Below are 17,215 nucleotides of genomic sequence, written 5' to 3'. Positions count from 1 at the left end.
ACGAGCTATCTTTTCGTATGCTGGACTACCTATTTGCACCTTTGCCTGTCCTCTAATCGGAAGGAGCAGCCCATTTGCCCTGTGGCTCTATTCATAGGTAGATAGACTGCGTTGCTTGTGTGTGGGCGCCTCGCTTTTAATACAATTGTAGAGAATAGCCATGATCAGAAGCATAATAGCATCCATGAATATAACGGTTAGAACAGGATGATCATCAATTTCCATAACACCCAGCATCGCTCCCATCATGCCGCCCATAATACCGGATAACATGCCGTCCATCGCCGCCAGCCAGCTATGCCGTTCTCCGGTAAAGTAACCGACTGCAATCCCCCACAGCATCCCAAGAGCAGTTGAAAAAAATAAGGATTGAAGCCAGATGCCTAAAATGGTCCCGGCTGCCAAGCCGGTCATCATCGCAAGGGCCATTGCTGCCATCATAGCTGTCATTTTGGATAATTGTGACGAATATGCCCTAATACGAATTGTTAAAGAAAGAGTGCTCAAGGCAACAACAGTCAGAGAGATTCCGTTCACTACTGCCACTCCCGATGAAGAATCCGTTATAGTCATAGTTCCACCACCATGATTAAATTACGTAGAAATTGTGAAAAATTGCATGTCTTTCTTTAACTCCAAAGAGCTATATACAAACATAACTTCGAGATGCTACTATGATTCAGATATTTAAGGAGGGATAGTGAATGTATAAATGGATTATGTCCATTCTGCTCGGCATGGCATGCATAGCCGGTATAATCGTACTGTTCATGAAAGTCGGGGAGCACCAAGCACAAACGAAGCAGGAAGCGTCCGCACCAGCCATGCCTGACACCCCGCTGAACAGTCAAGCAACTGAAGCTACGTATAAGCAATCTTGTATAGCCTGTCATGGTAATGATCTGGAAGGAAAAATTGGTCCAAACTTGCAAAAAATAGGCGGTAAAATGACAGACCAACAGCTGTACAAAATTGTACAAAATGGGCGCGGTGGCATGCCGGCATTCAAAAGCACTCTGAAAGATGAAGAAATAGTCAATTTGGCCAAATGGCTTGCGGAGAAAAAATGATAAAACATCGTTTCAAGTTTCTGGTCGGGTTCGTAATGCTCTTAATGGTCATAAGCCTCTACTTCTGGATGACGCAGGAGCGTCCTATACTGCCCGTCATTAAACAAGCGCCTGATTTCAAGCTGCTGGATGTGAACGGGAACCCGTTCCAATTCCATGAAACCGACAGTAAAGTCCGTTTGGTCGAATTTTTGTTCACGAGTTGCCCGGACATTTGTCCAATGACGACTTATAACATGGTTCAAATTCAGAATGAACTTAAAAAACAGCAGCTTTGGGGAAATAAAGTTCAATTTCTCTCCATTACCTTTGATCCCGAACAAGATACACCTGAAGTATTCAAAGCTTATGGCGATAGAATGGGTATGGACTATAGCGGTTGGACCTTGTTAACAGGCACCGAAACTGAAACCGCTGACGTAGCGAAAAGCTTCGGTGTCATGGTTCAAAAACTGCCGGACAATACCTTCGTACATAGCGTGACCTCCCTTATGCTGGTCGATCCTACCGGCAAAATTCGTAAAATATTCAAAATGGGTGACGAAATGAATAACGATGAAATCATAAAAATGATCCGGCAAGCTGCCGGATCTTGACTTAAGCTCGATTATGAAGCAGGGGATGATTTGTGTCCTCTGCTTCTTCATTTTCTTTACGATACCATTGAAAAAATACATACCCCAGCATGCACCCGTAGGATACCTCCTGAACGATTTTCATTACAACGCCCCCCAACTGCTGATCGTTTAAAGGCGTTAGCCAGCTCACATTCATAGCCAGTCTGTCAACAGTAACTGAGTAAAAAGGCAAGCATAGCAAATGGGTACTGCTGGTGTACGTTTCATACAGGATATCATTTGCAAAAATAATCAATGCACAGGCAGGTGTGAGCAAAATACCGTTCAAGAAGATATATCCCATCTTTTTTAACGGACTTAGTGCATACTTGCTGTCGGAATGAAAAACTGGCCACCATAACCCGATGGCGGTAATAAGCAGCAATACATGAATCGCGTTGTGGAGCGCATAGTTAGACATGGCTGCATCAAATATGAGCGGAATGTGATAAAAGGAAAATGCTCCGTTAAAAAGGAACAATGCTATAAGTGGATTACAGAGGAAGCCTACCGCCCACCTGCTGAATTTGCTTTGTCGGACTAGCTCATACCACTTGGCAGGCATTCCTCTATAAAGAAGCGGCGGCACAACCAAGTAAAGCACCGCTTGCTGGAGCATATGAATACTGAACCAGAAATGGCCGAACAAATTTAACGGCCCTCCCAGGGCGAAGTAAAAAAGAAACAGCCCTACTATGAAATAAGCTTTTCCCTTGCCCATCAACTCGCTGCTTGTTTATTTCATGTAGAATAGAGCAAGAAGCAGCATGCCGAGGAATAACTCAGGACTGAATACAGTACGGAAACCATAAACTTGAATGATCGTCAAAAAATCCATTTGGAAAGCCTCCTTCCTCCATTCACAAAGTTAACCTTACTATCATACACAGGAATCAGGAATCGCTTACTTCAAAATGATCTCTAATCCTTCCTTCATAAAGAAGTCATGATTTGTTCAAGGATACGTCAACGTAATAACTCCATAGTGCCATGCACACGCCTCTTAATCAGGTTACAATTTGATCATAGGAGGCGATTAGGATGTCCCCGTTTCATATTCTAATAGCAGATGATGAAGAACATATTCGTAAACTTATCCAAATGTACCTAAATAAAGATATTGCCGTGATTGACATAGCCGAAGATGGTGAAACCGCACTTAACAAAGCATTGTCCAAAGACTTCGATATTATTCTCCTTGATTGGATGATGCCGGGAATTTCGGGGTTAGAGGTCTGCCAGCTGTTAAAAAGCATGAAATCAACCCCGGTTATTATGCTATCCGCTAATGGGAATGAAAGTGATCGCTTGAAAGGCTTTGAAGCAGGGGTGGACGATTATGTAACCAAACCGTTCAGCCCTAGAGAGCTTCTATGCCGGGTGTATTCTATTCTGAAAAGGACCCAGCAAGTAACGACAACCATGAAACGTCTACAAGCCGACAAGATTATTTTGTCACCATTGACCATCGATCATCATGCTCATCGAGTCACCATTGATAATCAGGAACTAACTTTAACTCCGAAGGAATATGATTTGTTAAGATTTCTAGCCATTCATTGTGGAAAAACCTTCTCCCGTAAAGAGTTAATTCGCGAGGTGTGGGGGTTCGAGGCCGGCAGCGATTTTAGGACGGTAGATTCTCATGTCAAAAGGCTGCGAGATAAATTCGAAGCAGTCTCCCCTGCTTTTTCCAATACGATCAAGACCATCTGGGGAATTGGTTACCAGTTTGATCCCACCAGATAGGCGGGAAATTTTCAGAGATACAGCTATGAAAGTGCTGGATACAACCATGACAAATATGACACAACAAAGGCCCGTCTTTACTTTGTAATTCGTATCCATCCTTTTTCATAGGCATATCTCGTTAACTGAACACGGTTATCCAGATGCAGCTTTTGAAGGATGTTCTTTAAATGATTTTTGACCGTATGCTCGGATATGCACAGATCCGTTGATATTTCCTTGTTCGATTTTCCGCGAGCTACACAAGTTAAAATTTCTTTTTCACGAGAAGTTAACGGAGATATTTCCTGAACGGTCGTTGATCCCCCTGAAAACTCCTTCAATAGCCGAACTGCCAGTTCCCGGGACATAGGTGCTTCATCAAAGGCAACCGCACGCAAGTACTCATGCCATGAGGCCGGATGAAGATTTTTCAGCAAATAACCTTGCGCTCCCCTCTTAATAGCTTCAAACAAGTGAGTGATGTCATCCGAGACGGTCACCATAATGATTTTCACATAAGGAAAGCGATCTTTTATCCGTTTGGCAGCTTCAAGGCCATCCATTTCAGGCATGGAGATATCCATTAAAATAATATCCGGCATGAATTGTTCTGCCAGCAGCACAGCCTCGCGTCCGTTGACTGCCTCGCCTACGATTTCAAAGCTGGCATCCGCTTCAATAATATCTTTCATCGCAGCACGTGCAAATGAATGGTCATCCGCAAGAAGGATTCGTATCGGATTCATAACGGTCCCCTTTCCTTATCTCCAGTATTGTTCGTTCTTCATGACGTTCTATGAGGAAATTCCATCCAAGCCTTGTCGCCCTTTCTTGTATAATCATCAATCCGTAACCATTACCGCTCATAGAAGTAGAGGAAGACTCTAGCTGAAATCCCTCGCCATCATCCAGAATGGAGCAAAACCACCCTTCCTGGCCTTGGTTGCGGCTGCGAAGCCATATTTGCGAAGCTTTGGCATGCTTGTAGACATTAAAAAGGGCTTCACGCATGGTTGAATACAGCTCCACCTTCTCTTTTACGCTTAATCGCTTTTCCTCCAGCGTCCAATCGATTGTTACAGGAATTCCCGTATTTTCGCTGAAATCCTCGATTAAGCGGTTCACCGATGACATCCACGCTTCAGTCTCATGGTTAGCAGGATACCTTAAATTGGCAATGGCCTGGCGGACATATTCATTCACTTCCCTAACCGTTTTCCGTAAGCTTGGATAGGCATCACCTGGATTACCCGGGCTTGTGGTAGCTGATGCATAACTAGGGGCGAGCTTGTCAACGCGGACGGATAGTAAGAATAACGATTGTGCAATGCCGTCATGCAGCTCTTTAGCCATTTTTTCTCTTTCTTCCAGAGCAGCCTTAACCGACTTTTCCATCTGAAGCTCTTCTTGCAGCTGCTCCATTAACGTGAACAATTTGCGTAGAAGGGTCATCGTAACAAAGTAAACGAGCAGAGGAGCAAGCCAATTTCCCAGCTCCATAGAGATATAGGGAAGCAAGAAGGCATGCCTTACATACTCCCACAGCCCAATCGTGAGGGTCGGAATAATTAATATTAAGCTCTTGAGATGCTTGTATAGCATGGTACCTTCTCCTTTATCAGCGGAGCGCAGACTGTAATATACAAACAACCGTACCTGAGGTACGGCGTTCCTATAAGCAGATTGATCAAGCTCCAGGCTGCACACTGTTCAATAATGCTTTGATTTGTTCGGTATTCGTTAATTCGCCGGGAACCATTTGCTTCACTTGTCCCTGAGGGCTTATTAGAAAAGTCGCGGGCAAGCCGTTCACTCGATAGGCACTAGCTGCTTCACCGCTAGGATCGGTCATGATAGGAAAAGGAAGCCGGTGCTTTTGCACAAAATCCAGTATTGTTCCTTTGGACTCCCCAACATTAACTGCCACTATGTCAACTCCGCTTCCCCTTTGCTCATACGCCTCTTTGAGCCGTGGCATTTCATTTACACAGGGTCCGCACCATGAGCCCCAAAAATTTAGAAGTACTCCTTTGCCCCTATAATCCGATAGCTTAACAGCAGTACCATCCAATGTCGTCACATGAATGTCAGGGGCCATGGAGCCGATCTGGAGCATATGGCTTGGCTTGCTTAAGCTTGTTATCACAAGAGTATATAGCAATACTGCTATCATAAGTCCCACAACAACCCAGAACATCATTCTTTTTCTTGGCATTGGATTATTCAACGATTTCTCCTCCGTTTGGCTGTATGTAGGAAGGCAAGCCGAACAGACGATGAAAAGCACCTTGAAGACCATGACTTCCGTAGGTTTGATGAAATGCACTAACCGTACCTTCTTCCATAATTCGGCCTTCTTTTAGAAAAATGGCGTGATCGGCTACAACCTCTGCAATCTCGAGCTGATGAGTGGAAAAGATAACAGTATGGCCATCGCGTTTGGCTGCCCGCACTAAGGAAATGAAGGATTCCAGCCAATACGGATCTAATCCGTTTGTTGGTTCATCCAAAATAAGCAACGAAGGCTTTGTTAGCAATGCCTGTGCAAACAGCAAGCGTTGTCGCATTCCTTTGGAGAAGGAAGCAACGGATTTGGCTCTCACCTCATGAAGTCCGACAGTGCTCAGAATCTCTTGAACTCGATTCTTGGGCACCTTGCGAAGCGAGGCCCAAAACGATAGTGTTTCTTCAGCAGACAACCCTTGACCAAACATATAATCATCCGGCATAAAGCCGATTTGCTCCGCATAGCCCTGCCGATTCTGCTTCCAGCTGACTCCATTCACTTCGATGCTGCCGCTTGTCGGCTGCAGGATGCCGGCTATCATACGCAGAATCGTGCTCTTCCCGGCACCGTTCCCGCCGCAAAGTGCAAGTGCTTGCCCTTGGCTCAAGGTGAAGTCTACGGAATGAATAATCTGCTGCTTCTGTATTCGTTTGGCGACTTGATTTAAACGTAAAACAGGCTTATCCATGGGAACGCCCCCTTTCCCATACCCAATGCGCAAAGCCCATAGCTGTACTTACCCAAATCAGACAAACCGCTGCAAAGCCCCAGGTCCCCGACGGCGCTTTGATCCAACGAATCCACTCGTAATATTCCGGACCGAGCGCAGCCCCTCCGCCAAGCTTCACGACGACAAAGCATCGCACCAGCTCAGCGGGATTGATCAGCGTCAACACGGCAAGTAACGGCTTGATCCATAAATAGGGCAGTAGACCGAGGACAGCAATCAGAAGGCTCGGCCATCCGATAATGGCAAAAAACCAGATGGCAACGCCAAACGTTAATGCTTGCCAGCGGTTTCTGGCCCAGGTGCCAATAAAAAGAGCGATGGCGAGAAACAAGATCATAAGACCGCCGGAGAACACAATGAACAGACCAAAGCTTTGAAAATCCAAACCTTTGCCGAAGAAGGCTCCTACGATACCCGTAACTCCATAGCCAAATGCAATAATTGTCAGCAAAACCATTGCTAATCCCGCATATTTCCCTGCCAAGAATGAGATTGTACGAATCGGATAGGTGGATAGCAGCTGCCAGCTCCCCTCTTCCTTTTCCGCTGTTAGAGAGAAGGAACCAATCAATAACGTCATAAGTGGAAGCAAATATAAAATAAAATTCAACATGGTGGAGGTGGCGCTTGAATACCCTTCAACCACATTTTGCGTATTGATCAAAAGCAAGGATAAGCTGAAGACGGTAAACAGGATCATGAAGGAGTAAGCCCATGGATTTCTAAACCCAAGCTTTATTTCACGAAGCGCAATATGGACCCAAGTCATTTTCAATGCATCCCTTTATTGTTAGTATCCATTTTCATGCTGTTCTCTGATTCGGAGTGCGAATTGCTATCATGACTATGTCCACCCATATCCATGGTTCCTTTTGCCCGTTCCCAGGTATGATTTTTTAAATCCGCCGAGGTCATCAGCTTTCCTTTCTTTTGCTCGTCGATGAATTTCTGTGCTGATTGTTTATCTTTAAAGGAATAGATCCCATAGGCCATTGGCGTTTTAAAAGTAGCATCGTATACGTAGGAAGCCGTGTTGTACGCAATCCATTCCTTCGTGTTATAGTCTCTGACGAATTCAGCGCCTACTGTTTCGATACCGTTTTTGCCAACCCATTCGTTCATGCAGCCGATATCATCAAACTTGTAGTTCTTCCCTTCTTTAGTCGTAAGTTGAACAGCAAACGCATCGTCCTTCACCTGCATATTGCAGATGGCACATTTGTCGGTAGCTTCATTAATTGGAACAGCTGAATAGCTCTCCTTACCACATCCTGATAGCAAGACGAGCATCATCATCAAGGAAATCAATAACCAAAAGGATTTTTTCATATTCGTTTTACCCCCATAGAAGTAATTAATGTTATGGAACCTAAGAACATGATAAGCCCCAGTATCCAAACTTTGGGATCATTGGTATATTCGGCAGGTTCGAGTTCTCCTGCTGAAGGATTCATTAATGGAGCTTTGTCGGTTGTCCATTCTTCCTTGCTTGCCGAGTACATGCTTTCCAAAAACTGCAGGCCAGGCGACTGGAAAAACAGCTGAAAGGCAGGTGTTGCCGAGGTCAAACGCTGAAAAAAAGGATTCATTGAGTACTTCAAATCGCTAAGACCATCACCGTCGGTGTCGATTCCATGGAATTCGTCCCAATAATTGCGCTCAAAACGATTATCCGCGCTTTCGTTGGTTTCGGCCGGAATGACATTGCCGACAAAATCATTATTAAGAAACTGATTTTGGTTGGATTCCAGAAACTGAATGCCGACAAAATTTTGAAGAATCTTATTGTGCTCGAATTCATTCTTATGAGATTGTTCGATATATAGACCGACCCGGTTTCCTTCGACTTTATTGTTGATAATACGGGAGGTCTGAACGTCGAAGAGCAGCAAGCCCTGTGAATTGACATTCTCGCTTTGCTTGACGAACCTGTTGCCCGTCACCTCGGCATCCCGGACTCCCATGATCATCGCCCCGGTTACATTGAATTCCCCCATATTGCCACGAACGACCGTTTCGTTCGTATACATGCAATGAATGCCGTAACGGGAATGATCAACCTTATTGTTCTCGACGATGTTGCGGTTGCTGCTTTCCAGATAAATTCCGTCGTTCATCTGTGAGATGCGGTTTTTATGAATCCTATTTCCATGCGAGTTAAAAAGATCAATTCCATTCCTCTTGTCCGAAAGCTTGATGGATTGCTTCGAAGAAGATGCAGGTATCCAACGTATTGTCGTATTGGATATTTCATGCTGTCCCCCGTCTCTTAGGACGATACCATAGGAGCTAGTATCAATGTTCAATGCTTCCAGTAAGGCATTGTTCCCGGTTATCTGCAATGCGGCATTATCGTCGGCATCGGAAGGCTGAATAATCTTCAGATTACGGAGAGTCACTTGATCCGAGTCGATTTGAATTACGGGGGCTTGTTCCCCTGTACCGCTAATTTCAACCGAACCTTTTCCCTCAATCGAGATTGGTTTCCTAATGATGACGGGTCCGCGGTAACTCCCTTCTGATAAGAATAGCGTGTCTCCTTCTGCCGTTCGGTCTATTAAGGATTGTAGCTCACCGCTAGTGAATGCTTTCGCAGCTATTGCGCTGTGTGGACTCCATCCCCATATCAAGACTGACAACAAGAATCCGATAACTGGTATTAAGCAATACTGCAGTTTCTGACAGCAGCTCATGACACTTGCAGCTCTTTCTTTTTGGTAATGTGGAGGTCTCCCTGATAAAGATGAATGTAGATCGAATAAGCTCCCGGTTTATCGAAAATTTTGTCTACAGAATATTGCCCATTGCCAATCGAAGTTGCATCCTTCGTATCCGGAAGAATGCTATTATCCGACTTGCGAATGTCGATCTGCACGTTAGCTCCTTCTACTTTGTCCAGCCCCGAGACCGTAGCTGTCAGCTTCACCTTTTGTCCTACCTGTACAGCACCCGGTTCTGACGCCAGCTCAACCTTGATTTTAGCAGGATCCTGCCCTTGCTGAGTAGAAGTACAGCCGGTTACATTAAATAGCAGAAGCCCCCCAAGTATAATGGCTACGATGGATTGTCTCATGCAGCAGCTCCTTTCCATTCAAATTCCAATATTAATTTTACGCGTTATGGTCATAATTCCTATCACCCGATAGGGCTATTACGGTTAACATCGTGTGAAGAAATTGAGAACAACTTTTGAAAAACTTTCATACCTATATACAGATAGCAAAAGAGACCGGCACTTGTCCGGTCTCTTACCATTAAGATAATGCTGCTTGATCTATACAAGAAATCAATCTTTTTTCTACATCCTCCGCGATGGTTTGGAGTACGCTGTTATCTACCATTCCAATTAAAGCCGTTGGTTTGGGCAGGCCGATTTTTGTTTTTCCCTGTTCCTCGTAAACGGCTATTTTGCATGGCAGAAAATACCCTACAATGGCATTCTCGCTAAGTACACGTTTGGCTTCGATTGGATTACATACCTCTAGGATGTGATAGCGTTGCTCAAGCTCTACTCCTTTCTCCCTTAACTTCTCCTGCATATCCAGATGCCATAGTACACCGAACTTCTCTTCCTTCAGATGCTGTTCCAATTTCTCTATTGTTTGCGCGGTTATTTGATCGGTATCGATCGTATAATGAAACATGTCTTGTAATCCCTTTCAACTTTATTTTATTTACAATCAAGCTTTCCTCGTTTTATAATCAATTCATAGTATATGAATCGGAATTTGGAGGTATAATTCATCCCCGCACTAGAAGGCTATGTAGAACATTACACTACAGCGACTAAATAAGTTTTTGCAATTATTCTATACTTATGTAAAAAAATCATTAGCTCTCACGTTGGAGCTAATGATTTTTTGCTTCACTTCGATAGTTTCCCGTTCCAAGCCATGATGCCGCCTTGCAGGTGGGCTAGCTCACGGAAGCCTTTTTTCTGCAGGATTCGTGCCGCCTGCTTGCTCCTCATTCCGCTTTGGCAATATAAATAAATGCTTTTCCCTGCCGGGATTTCACCGCCCCGCAGCTTGAATTGCGATAATGGAATATTGACCGCTCCGGGAATATACCCCCGCTTTACTTCATTCGGTTCCCGCACATCGATCAGGACATTATTACGGTTTTTTTGCAGGGCCTCCCGGAATTGCTCCGTACTTAAATTCCTAAGTCCTTTGACTCCGACTGCCATTCGAATCATCAGATAGACATCCACTGGAGTAGCCTCCTTTCTTGGGCTTATCTGCTTTTCACTAGCAATTCGATAGCCTGATGTACGACTTTACCCGTATCTCTTCCGGCTTCCTTTTCTTCCATAATACATTGCTCCAGATTGACGGCAACGATGTAGGCGATGGCTTTATCCGCAGCATTCCTAACCGCTGACAGTTGGGCCACAACATCTTTGCATGGCTGCTCTTCTTCCATCATCTTCAGTACGCCGCGAATTTGTCCTTCAACCCGCTTTAATCTCTTTTGAACATCCTCATCATAATGCATGGAATAACCGCCCTTCTTTAATACCGGAATAGGTATATAATTGCAAAACAGCATCATAAAACAATGCCACGCAGGCTTCGTTAAATAAACAAATTGACTTTGGCGTCTGCAGCGTCACCCAAGTAGGCGGCAACGCCTGCGTACTCAATACCGTCCAGAAGCTCTTCTTTTTGCAGCCCAAGCAGGTCCATCGTCATGGTACAGGCAACTAATTTAACCCCTTGCTCCTGGGCCAGTTCGATTAATTGCGGCAGCGTCAAAGCGTTGTGCTTTTTCAAAACGTGCTTAATCATTTTGGGGCCAAAACCTCCGAAGTTCATCCTGGAGAGACCAAGCTTATCCGCTCCGCGCGGCATCATTTTCGCAAACATTCTCTCCAGCCAGCCTTTCTTCACGAATACCGATTCATCCTTACGCAGCGCATTCAATCCCCAGAAGGTGAAGAAAATGGTTACCTCATGATCGTAAGCCGCTGCCCCATTAGCAATAATGAACGCAGCTATCGCTTTATCCAATTCCCCACTGAATAAGACTATTGTCGATTTCTCTTGATTCACTTATCATCACCTCTTTACTTATACATGTATGGGTATGTTGAAATCCAAAAAAATTTAATCAGGAGCCCTTCTTCACGATTAAGGTAAAGACGCCGTTGTCTTCTCTTGCTTCTACCAGCTCATGATTGGTTTGGTTGACCCATGCCTGGAAATCCTTCATGGAGCCTTTATCCGTCGTTTGCAGCTCCATAGTTTGTCCGGGTTCCAATGTATCGATTCCCTTCTTCGCCTTTACAATCGGCATCGGGCATGCCAGTCCTTTTGCGTCTACAGTCAAGTTTGCCATGTGGATATCTCTCCTTAATTTTCAGCTAATGTCTCTTCAATTTTTAGAAATTCAAGCTCACTTGCGCATCAAAGGCAAAATCCAGGAATGTCGCTGCACCGCCCAGCTCGATTCCGTCAATAAAATGCTCCGGCTTCAGTCCCATAACATCGATCGTCATTTGGCACCCGATGAGACGTACTCCGGATTCCTTTGCAATTTCCATGAGCTCACCGATGGATGGGACATTGGCATTCTTGAAGCCTTCCGCTAATCCTTCGTTGCCGGGCTTCAGTTGAAGCAGATGCTCCGACTGCTTGTGAATGATAGAAAGCCCTTCAAAGGTGAAAAAGATGGCTACCTCGGCATCAAGTGCCGCCGCTGCTGTGGCTATGTTCAGAACCTTATAGGCTGTCTCCAGACCGCCGGAAGATGCAATAAGAGCTACTTTTTTATTTGTCATGATATACACAGTCTCCTTTTGTAAATCTTGTTTTTTAATCTTGCTCCAGTTCATGTGTCCACTCTGACATGCCGGGAATAACGTTTTTGATATGAGAAAAACCTTTTTCCGTTAGGATCTGGCAGGCTATATCGCTTCGGTTTCCGGCTCGGCACACTACGTAGTATTCCTTATTTGGATCGAGCAACGACATCTGCTCTTCAAGCTGGCCCAATGGAATCGAAATCGCCCCCGGGATGCGACCAAACGCATACTCTGCAGGTTCCCGAACATCGATGATATTCAACTTTTCTCCGGCTGCCGTTTTGGCGTAAATCTCTTCATTCGTTGCCGTATGCGGGTGCTTATTCTCGGCTTTCGTTTCGGCTGCTTCCGCTTTGCGAATAAAGTGGCGGAACACCCCATTCTCTTCCTTCAAGCCAATATATTGATGCCCGGTACGGCTGGACCAGCCCTTAAGATCTGCGACGGAACCTTTATCTGTTGCGCGGACTTCCAATACTTCGCCTGCTTTCATATCATCGATGGCTTTCTTGGTTCTAACAACGGGTAGAGGACAAGCTAGTCCTTCACATTCTATAGTGCGATCTACTTGCAATGTTGACATGATAAACCCTCCCTATTGATTAAATGCTTAAGCCCCGTATACGGTATCTCCGGTCCACTTCGACATGCCACCTAGCATGTTGACGACGTTAAAGCCCATCGAAGAAAGGAAATCGCAGGCCTGACCGCTTCGGTTACCGCTGCGGCAGACGATGATGGTTTCCTGCTTCGGATCTAATTCATTCAACGCTCTTGCGATTTGTCCGAGCGGGATGTGCTTGGCACCCGGAATGTGTCCGAATTGCCATTCCTCAGGCTCACGAACATCTAGGATGACGAGCTTCTCATTCTGCTTCTGCCTCTCAAGAACCTCTTCCGGCATTTGCTCCTTGTACATATGCTTCACCTCCTTGATCGAATCGGATCATCCCGGATTATTCGTCATGAACTGCGCAGCGATTGGGACCAATCTCCATTTCCATTTGCTCCTCTTCGGTTGGAGTGATTTTCCCCATGTTGGTTTGGCGAATTTCTTGATAAGCATTTGGCTGTGGCGGCAAATTTTCGGTAACCGTACTGCGGAATACGGAAGCGTCTTGAATGTTTAATCCCGGATTTTCCTTATATAGATCACCAAGACGTGCTGATACCTTGCCACCCTCACCTAGTTCTGTAAACTTGCCGAAATGCGCTGGAAGCACGATCAGATCTTCCGAGAGCCGTTTATAGCGCTCATACAGAGTTGCTCTTAGATCCGATACCCAGTCCTCCGCCTTGCCAGCCAGATCGGGACGGCCGATAGATTTCACGAATAAAATATCGCCCGACAGCAAATACTGATCGTCCACAATTAAAGATGTGCTCCCAATGGTATGACCTGGAGAATAAACCGGTTGAATCTTGATTTGCGTATTGCCTACAACGATGGATTTGCCTTCCTCCAGCTTTTCATAATCGAAACTCACTTCGTCGGCATCTTTTGGCGGCAGCCAGTAGGTTCCACCGGTTTGTTCAGCTAATTGTTTTCCTCCGGAAATGTGATCGGCATGAAGATGAGTGTCCAATGTATGCTTGATCTTCGCATTATTTGTTTGGGCATAATCTATAAAAACATCGGTCATCCTAACTGCGTCAATAACAGCGGCTTCACCGTTCGAAATCACCATATAGGATAAGCAGCCTTTGCCGATGCGGAGAAACTGAACAATTTCTCCGCCGCCCTTCAGATCGCCTATCTTAACGGGCTCCAAATGCTCGCTCCAAGATTTCATACCGCCAATTAAATAGGAAACATGATGCTTCCCTGCTTCGACCAGCTGCTCTGCAACGAATTTCGAAGAGCCTTCTTTGGCGCATACAACCAACACTTCTTGATTGTCTGGGATCAGATCCAGGACCTCTTCTACTCCGTCAATCAAATCAAAATACGGTTTGTTGATGATCCTTAGCTGTTTCCCTTCGATTCTCCAATCGTTAAAGTCACTTTCGTTTCGTACATCCAAGATAAAAAGCCGCTCATGATTCAGGACTTTTGCCGTCAGCTGTGCCGCAGTCATTCCTTGAAGTTGAATTTGATTCGTCATTTTTGATTTCCTCCTTAGAGTAATATAGAGATCCATATTTTGATTACTGTTGCGGTGATCAACCCTGCCAGAATCCATTGGAGAATTTTCGTATTGATTTTTTTGCTGACAATTGCTCCTAAAGGCGAGGCGATTAAACTGGCTGCTACTAGGGCAATTGACGGAATCAGCAGCATATGCCCGCCCATCAGCTTCCCTGCCATCGAGCCGATAGAAGAAATGAAAGAAATAGCCAACGATGATGCAATTGCCATTCTTGTCGGTATCCTCAGAACCACTAGCATGACCGGTACGGTGATAAAAGCCCCGGCGGCGCCAACAATCCCCGATACCATACCAATGATAAGGGCAAGAATTACAGCCACGGGCTTGTTAAATGGTACCCGGCTGGCCTCCTGACCTTCCGATCCTTTCTTGGGCAAAAACATCATGATAGCCGCTATGAGTGCCAGCACCGCGTATACCATATTGATGACTGAGCTTGGTAGTAAATTGGATATGAAGCTTCCCAAGAAACTTCCGACAATGATGGAAATTCCCATATAGAGAACAAGCAGCTTGTGAAGGTGCCCACCCTTGCGGTGAACCAACATACCCATCATGCTTGCAAAAAATACTTGAACCGCACTAATCGCTGAGACTTCTTGAGGTGAAAAAGCTGCAAAGCCAAGAAGCGGCGGAATAAACAATAGCATCGGATAGTTAATGATCGAACCGCCGATCCCAACCATCCCTGAGATATAAGAGCCCAGGAAGCCGATTGCGAAAATGGTTAGGATCCATGTCCAATCCATAAAGGCACCCGCCTTTCTTTCTGCATTTCTAGTAATTTTTATCATGCTTTATTCTCTTTACCATATACCCAGTGGGGTATATAATTTGGCAAAAAAAATGATTTGAAGTATTGTTCTGGAACTTGAACCGACATCTATTTGACAATGATACTATGTCTGACGATGTCGACGAACATCACGTAGTTGTTTACAGCTTATCGGTACCTCCTTTTGATTATATACATATACCCGTTGGGGTATGTGAGTAATATAAACCTTTTTGTTCTTTTCGTCAAGCTTGAACTGTCCTCCATAACGTTGCCTCAGTCTTCCTTTTAAATATCCTCTTTTTACCGGAATTGGCTAGTGCTACCTAGAGAAAAATAAGATTACTGGGCTCATGTACGTTTCGCGATCCCCTCTATTGGCATTAACTTATATCAACGTTTCAAGACAAATACCCTGGAACGAATGTCAAACCTTAGTAAGGAGGATCATGCGTGCCGCTTAAAAAGTTTGTTACTCCTCTCGCCATTCCGCCGGTCTTACAACCTAAATCCCGCAGTTCGAAGGGCACCTATTATGAAGTAAGAATGAAACAGGTAAAGCAGAAACTGCACAGAGATCTTCCCCCAACTACCGTATGGGGATATAACGGAAGATATCCAGGACCGACCATCATCGCTCGAAAAAATAAACGTGTCCGGGTAAAATGGATCAACGCTCTGCCGCTTAAGCATCTGCTGCCGGTAGACAAAACGGTTCCAGGGGCCGGACCTAACGTTCCGGAGGTTCGTACGGTTGTTCATCTTCATGGTATCGTAGCTCGCCAAGGAAGTGACGGAAATCCGTTAGCCTGGTTCAGCCGTTCCTTTAAACGAGTCGGTCCATTGTTCAAACAAAAGGTGTATGATTATCCGAACCAGCAATCTGGGACCACTTTGTTTTATCATGACCATGCGCTTGGAATTACCCGTTTGAATGTTTATGCCGGTTTGGCTGGTGCTTATCTGCTTCGTGATGCCCGCGAAGCGTCTTTCCGTTTGCCCAGAGGAAAGTTCGAAATTCCGCTGCTCATTCAGGACAGGTCGTTTAAGAATAATGGGCAGCTTTTTTATCCGAGCAATACTTCCCCGCCGGTAAAAGGAGTAAATCCTTCGATCGTGCCGATGTTCTTCGGAAATACGAATCTGGTTAATGGGACGGTATGGCCGTACCTGAATGTGGAGCCGAGGAAATACCGGTTCCGTATCATTAACGGTGCCAATGGACGTTTTTACAAAATGAAGCTGAGCTCCGGGCAGTCGTTTATTCAAATCGGGAACGACCAAGGATTCCTGCCGAAACCGGTTCGGGTAAAAGAACTGATTCTCGGTCCTGCCGAGCGGGCGGATGTGATCATAGACTTTTCACGGCATAAAGGACAAAAAATCTTACTTACCAACAGTGCACGGGCCCCGTTTCCAGGGGGAACAATGCCCGATCCGAATACAACGGGAAAAATTATGCAGTTTCGGGTAGGCCATCGTCTCACTTCTCCGGATAAAAGCCGGATACCTGCCAAACTGAGAGTCATCCCCCGCTTATTGCCCGCCAAAGCGCGCCGGGTACGGTATCTTGAGCTCAATTCATCCCCCGATCAATTTGGGAGACAGGTTCAGCTGTTAAATGGCAAGGGCTTCATGGCGCCGGCTACGCAGCGGCCTAAGCTGGGTTCCATTGAGGTATGGAACTTCGTTAACCCGGGAACTAACACGCATCCTATGCATACGCATCTGGTTCACTTCCAAATTCTCAGCCGTAGACCGTTCGATGTAAATTACTATAACAAGACGAAAAAAATACGCTACACTGGTCCTGCAGTTCCTCCAGCAGCTAATGAACGGGGGAATAAAGATGTTGTTCGGGTACCCCCGGGATTTGTTACAAAAATGATCGCAAAGTTCGTACCATATACAGGCAACTACGTTTGGCATTGTCATATTCTAGAGCACGAAGACTACGATATGATGCGGCCGTTAAAAGTTGTTCGCGGTAAAGGACTTCCCCGCAAAAAATGACTATACTAAATAGTTCAGGCCCGGACGGGTTAATTC

At 45.3% G+C, this 17,215-nt stretch carries 24 protein-coding genes; 4 read left to right on the top strand and 20 right to left on the bottom strand.

Annotated features, from left to right (window positions below; genetic code table 11):
• Positions 1 to 87: 87 nt before the first annotated feature.
• Complete coding sequence (locus GGC63_RS25505) at positions 88 to 573, bottom strand: hypothetical protein (RefSeq protein ID WP_192704717.1); 486 nt, start codon at positions 571 to 573, stop codon at positions 88 to 90.
• A 131-nt stretch (positions 574 to 704) separates the two neighbouring features.
• Between GGC63_RS25505 and GGC63_RS25500 the strand changes: the two genes are divergently transcribed.
• The gene (locus GGC63_RS25500; protein WP_192704716.1) at positions 705 to 1,070 is read left to right on the top strand and encodes a c-type cytochrome; all 366 of its coding nucleotides are present in this window, start codon (positions 705 to 707) and stop codon (positions 1,068 to 1,070) included.
• A complete protein-coding gene (locus GGC63_RS25495; protein ID WP_192704715.1) occupies positions 1,067 to 1,666 on the top strand; it encodes an SCO family protein in 600 nt (199 codons plus the stop codon). Before GGC63_RS25500 ends, GGC63_RS25495 begins: the two co-directional genes overlap by 4 nt.
• A gap of 1 nt (position 1,667) precedes the next feature.
• Here GGC63_RS25495 and GGC63_RS25490 read toward each other — a convergent pair whose 3' ends face one another.
• Positions 1,668 to 2,408: a cytochrome c oxidase assembly protein gene (locus GGC63_RS25490; RefSeq protein WP_225948497.1), complete on the bottom strand. Its 741-nt coding sequence runs from the start codon at positions 2,406 to 2,408 to the stop codon at positions 1,668 to 1,670.
• A 320-nt stretch (positions 2,409 to 2,728) separates the two neighbouring features.
• Here GGC63_RS25490 and GGC63_RS25485 point away from each other — a divergent pair, with 320 nt between their 5' ends.
• The gene (locus tag GGC63_RS25485; RefSeq protein ID WP_192704714.1) at positions 2,729 to 3,436 is read left to right on the top strand and encodes a response regulator transcription factor; all 708 of its coding nucleotides are present in this window, start codon (positions 2,729 to 2,731) and stop codon (positions 3,434 to 3,436) included.
• Positions 3,437 to 3,513: 77 nt separating this feature from the next.
• Here the strand turns inward: GGC63_RS25485 and GGC63_RS25480 are convergent, their stop codons facing one another.
• The 18 genes from GGC63_RS25480 to GGC63_RS25395 all read right to left on the bottom strand — a co-directional run bounded on the left by GGC63_RS25480 (position 3,514) and on the right by GGC63_RS25395 (position 15,140).
• Complete coding sequence (locus GGC63_RS25480) at positions 3,514 to 4,164, bottom strand: response regulator (protein ID WP_192704713.1); 651 nt, start codon at positions 4,162 to 4,164, stop codon at positions 3,514 to 3,516.
• The gene (locus tag GGC63_RS25475) at positions 4,133 to 5,020 is read right to left on the bottom strand and encodes a sensor histidine kinase (RefSeq protein WP_192704712.1); all 888 of its coding nucleotides are present in this window, start codon (positions 5,018 to 5,020) and stop codon (positions 4,133 to 4,135) included. The genes GGC63_RS25480 and GGC63_RS25475 overlap by 32 nt, the downstream gene beginning before the upstream one ends.
• Positions 5,021 to 5,105: 85 nt before the next feature.
• On the bottom strand, positions 5,106 to 5,516 hold the full coding sequence (locus tag GGC63_RS25470; protein ID WP_225948508.1) for a redoxin domain-containing protein: 411 nt from the start codon (positions 5,514 to 5,516) through the stop codon (positions 5,106 to 5,108).
• Positions 5,517 to 5,637: 121 nt separating this feature from the next.
• The gene (locus GGC63_RS25465; RefSeq protein WP_192704711.1) at positions 5,638 to 6,393 is read right to left on the bottom strand and encodes an ABC transporter ATP-binding protein; all 756 of its coding nucleotides are present in this window, start codon (positions 6,391 to 6,393) and stop codon (positions 5,638 to 5,640) included.
• Positions 6,386 to 7,204 carry an ABC transporter permease gene (locus tag GGC63_RS25460; protein WP_192704710.1) on the bottom strand — a complete coding sequence of 273 codons (819 nt, stop codon included), beginning with the start codon at positions 7,202 to 7,204 and terminating at the stop codon, positions 6,386 to 6,388. The genes GGC63_RS25465 and GGC63_RS25460 overlap by 8 nt, the downstream gene beginning before the upstream one ends.
• 2 nt (positions 7,205 to 7,206) lie before the next feature.
• Positions 7,207 to 7,764, bottom strand: a complete 558-nt coding sequence (locus GGC63_RS25455) for a nitrous oxide reductase accessory protein NosL (protein ID WP_192704709.1) — start codon at positions 7,762 to 7,764, stop codon at positions 7,207 to 7,209.
• Positions 7,761 to 9,074, bottom strand: coding sequence for a nitrous oxide reductase family maturation protein NosD (locus tag GGC63_RS25450; RefSeq protein ID WP_192704708.1), 1,314 nt, complete (start codon positions 9,072 to 9,074; stop codon positions 7,761 to 7,763). The genes GGC63_RS25455 and GGC63_RS25450 overlap by 4 nt, the downstream gene beginning before the upstream one ends.
• A gap of 50 nt (positions 9,075 to 9,124) precedes the next feature.
• Positions 9,125 to 9,508 carry a FixH family protein gene (locus tag GGC63_RS25445; protein WP_192704707.1) on the bottom strand — a complete coding sequence of 128 codons (384 nt, stop codon included), beginning with the start codon at positions 9,506 to 9,508 and terminating at the stop codon, positions 9,125 to 9,127.
• A gap of 181 nt (positions 9,509 to 9,689) precedes the next feature.
• Entirely contained in the window at positions 9,690 to 10,079 is a 390-nt protein-coding gene (locus tag GGC63_RS25440; protein WP_192704706.1) for a DUF302 domain-containing protein, read from the bottom strand.
• A gap of 221 nt (positions 10,080 to 10,300) precedes the next feature.
• Positions 10,301 to 10,648, bottom strand: coding sequence for a rhodanese-like domain-containing protein (locus GGC63_RS25435; RefSeq protein WP_318781123.1), 348 nt, complete (start codon positions 10,646 to 10,648; stop codon positions 10,301 to 10,303).
• A gap of 23 nt (positions 10,649 to 10,671) precedes the next feature.
• Positions 10,672 to 10,932: a metal-sensitive transcriptional regulator gene (locus tag GGC63_RS25430; RefSeq protein ID WP_079913352.1), complete on the bottom strand. Its 261-nt coding sequence runs from the start codon at positions 10,930 to 10,932 to the stop codon at positions 10,672 to 10,674.
• An 80-nt stretch (positions 10,933 to 11,012) separates the two neighbouring features.
• Positions 11,013 to 11,489 (bottom strand): DsrE/DsrF/DrsH-like family protein, encoded by a 477-nt coding sequence (locus tag GGC63_RS25425; protein WP_192704705.1) that lies wholly within the window; start codon positions 11,487 to 11,489, stop codon positions 11,013 to 11,015.
• Positions 11,490 to 11,547: 58 nt separating this feature from the next.
• Complete coding sequence (locus GGC63_RS25420) at positions 11,548 to 11,775, bottom strand: sulfurtransferase TusA family protein (RefSeq protein ID WP_192704704.1); 228 nt, start codon at positions 11,773 to 11,775, stop codon at positions 11,548 to 11,550.
• 43 nt (positions 11,776 to 11,818) lie between these two features.
• The gene (locus GGC63_RS25415) at positions 11,819 to 12,217 is read right to left on the bottom strand and encodes a DsrE/DsrF/DrsH-like family protein (RefSeq protein WP_192704703.1); all 399 of its coding nucleotides are present in this window, start codon (positions 12,215 to 12,217) and stop codon (positions 11,819 to 11,821) included.
• Positions 12,218 to 12,251: 34 nt separating this feature from the next.
• Complete coding sequence (locus GGC63_RS25410; RefSeq protein WP_192704702.1) at positions 12,252 to 12,824, bottom strand: sulfurtransferase TusA family protein; 573 nt, start codon at positions 12,822 to 12,824, stop codon at positions 12,252 to 12,254.
• A gap of 27 nt (positions 12,825 to 12,851) precedes the next feature.
• A complete protein-coding gene (locus GGC63_RS25405; protein ID WP_079913154.1) occupies positions 12,852 to 13,160 on the bottom strand; it encodes a rhodanese-like domain-containing protein in 309 nt (102 codons plus the stop codon).
• A gap of 37 nt (positions 13,161 to 13,197) precedes the next feature.
• Positions 13,198 to 14,346 carry an MBL fold metallo-hydrolase gene (locus tag GGC63_RS25400; RefSeq protein WP_192704701.1) on the bottom strand — a complete coding sequence of 383 codons (1,149 nt, stop codon included), beginning with the start codon at positions 14,344 to 14,346 and terminating at the stop codon, positions 13,198 to 13,200.
• Positions 14,347 to 14,360: 14 nt separating this feature from the next.
• Positions 14,361 to 15,140: a sulfite exporter TauE/SafE family protein gene (locus tag GGC63_RS25395; protein ID WP_192704833.1), complete on the bottom strand. Its 780-nt coding sequence runs from the start codon at positions 15,138 to 15,140 to the stop codon at positions 14,361 to 14,363.
• Positions 15,141 to 15,619: 479 nt separating this feature from the next.
• Here GGC63_RS25395 and GGC63_RS25390 point away from each other — a divergent pair, with 479 nt between their 5' ends.
• Complete coding sequence (locus tag GGC63_RS25390) at positions 15,620 to 17,179, top strand: multicopper oxidase family protein (protein ID WP_192704700.1); 1,560 nt, start codon at positions 15,620 to 15,622, stop codon at positions 17,177 to 17,179.
• Positions 17,180 to 17,215: the final 36 nt, after the last annotated feature.

The organism is Paenibacillus sp. OAS669 (assembly GCF_014873645.1).
Classification (GTDB): domain Bacteria; phylum Bacillota; class Bacilli; order Paenibacillales; family NBRC-103111; genus Paenibacillus_S; species Paenibacillus_S vulneris.
This window is presented reverse-complemented; position numbering and strand designations above follow the sequence as displayed.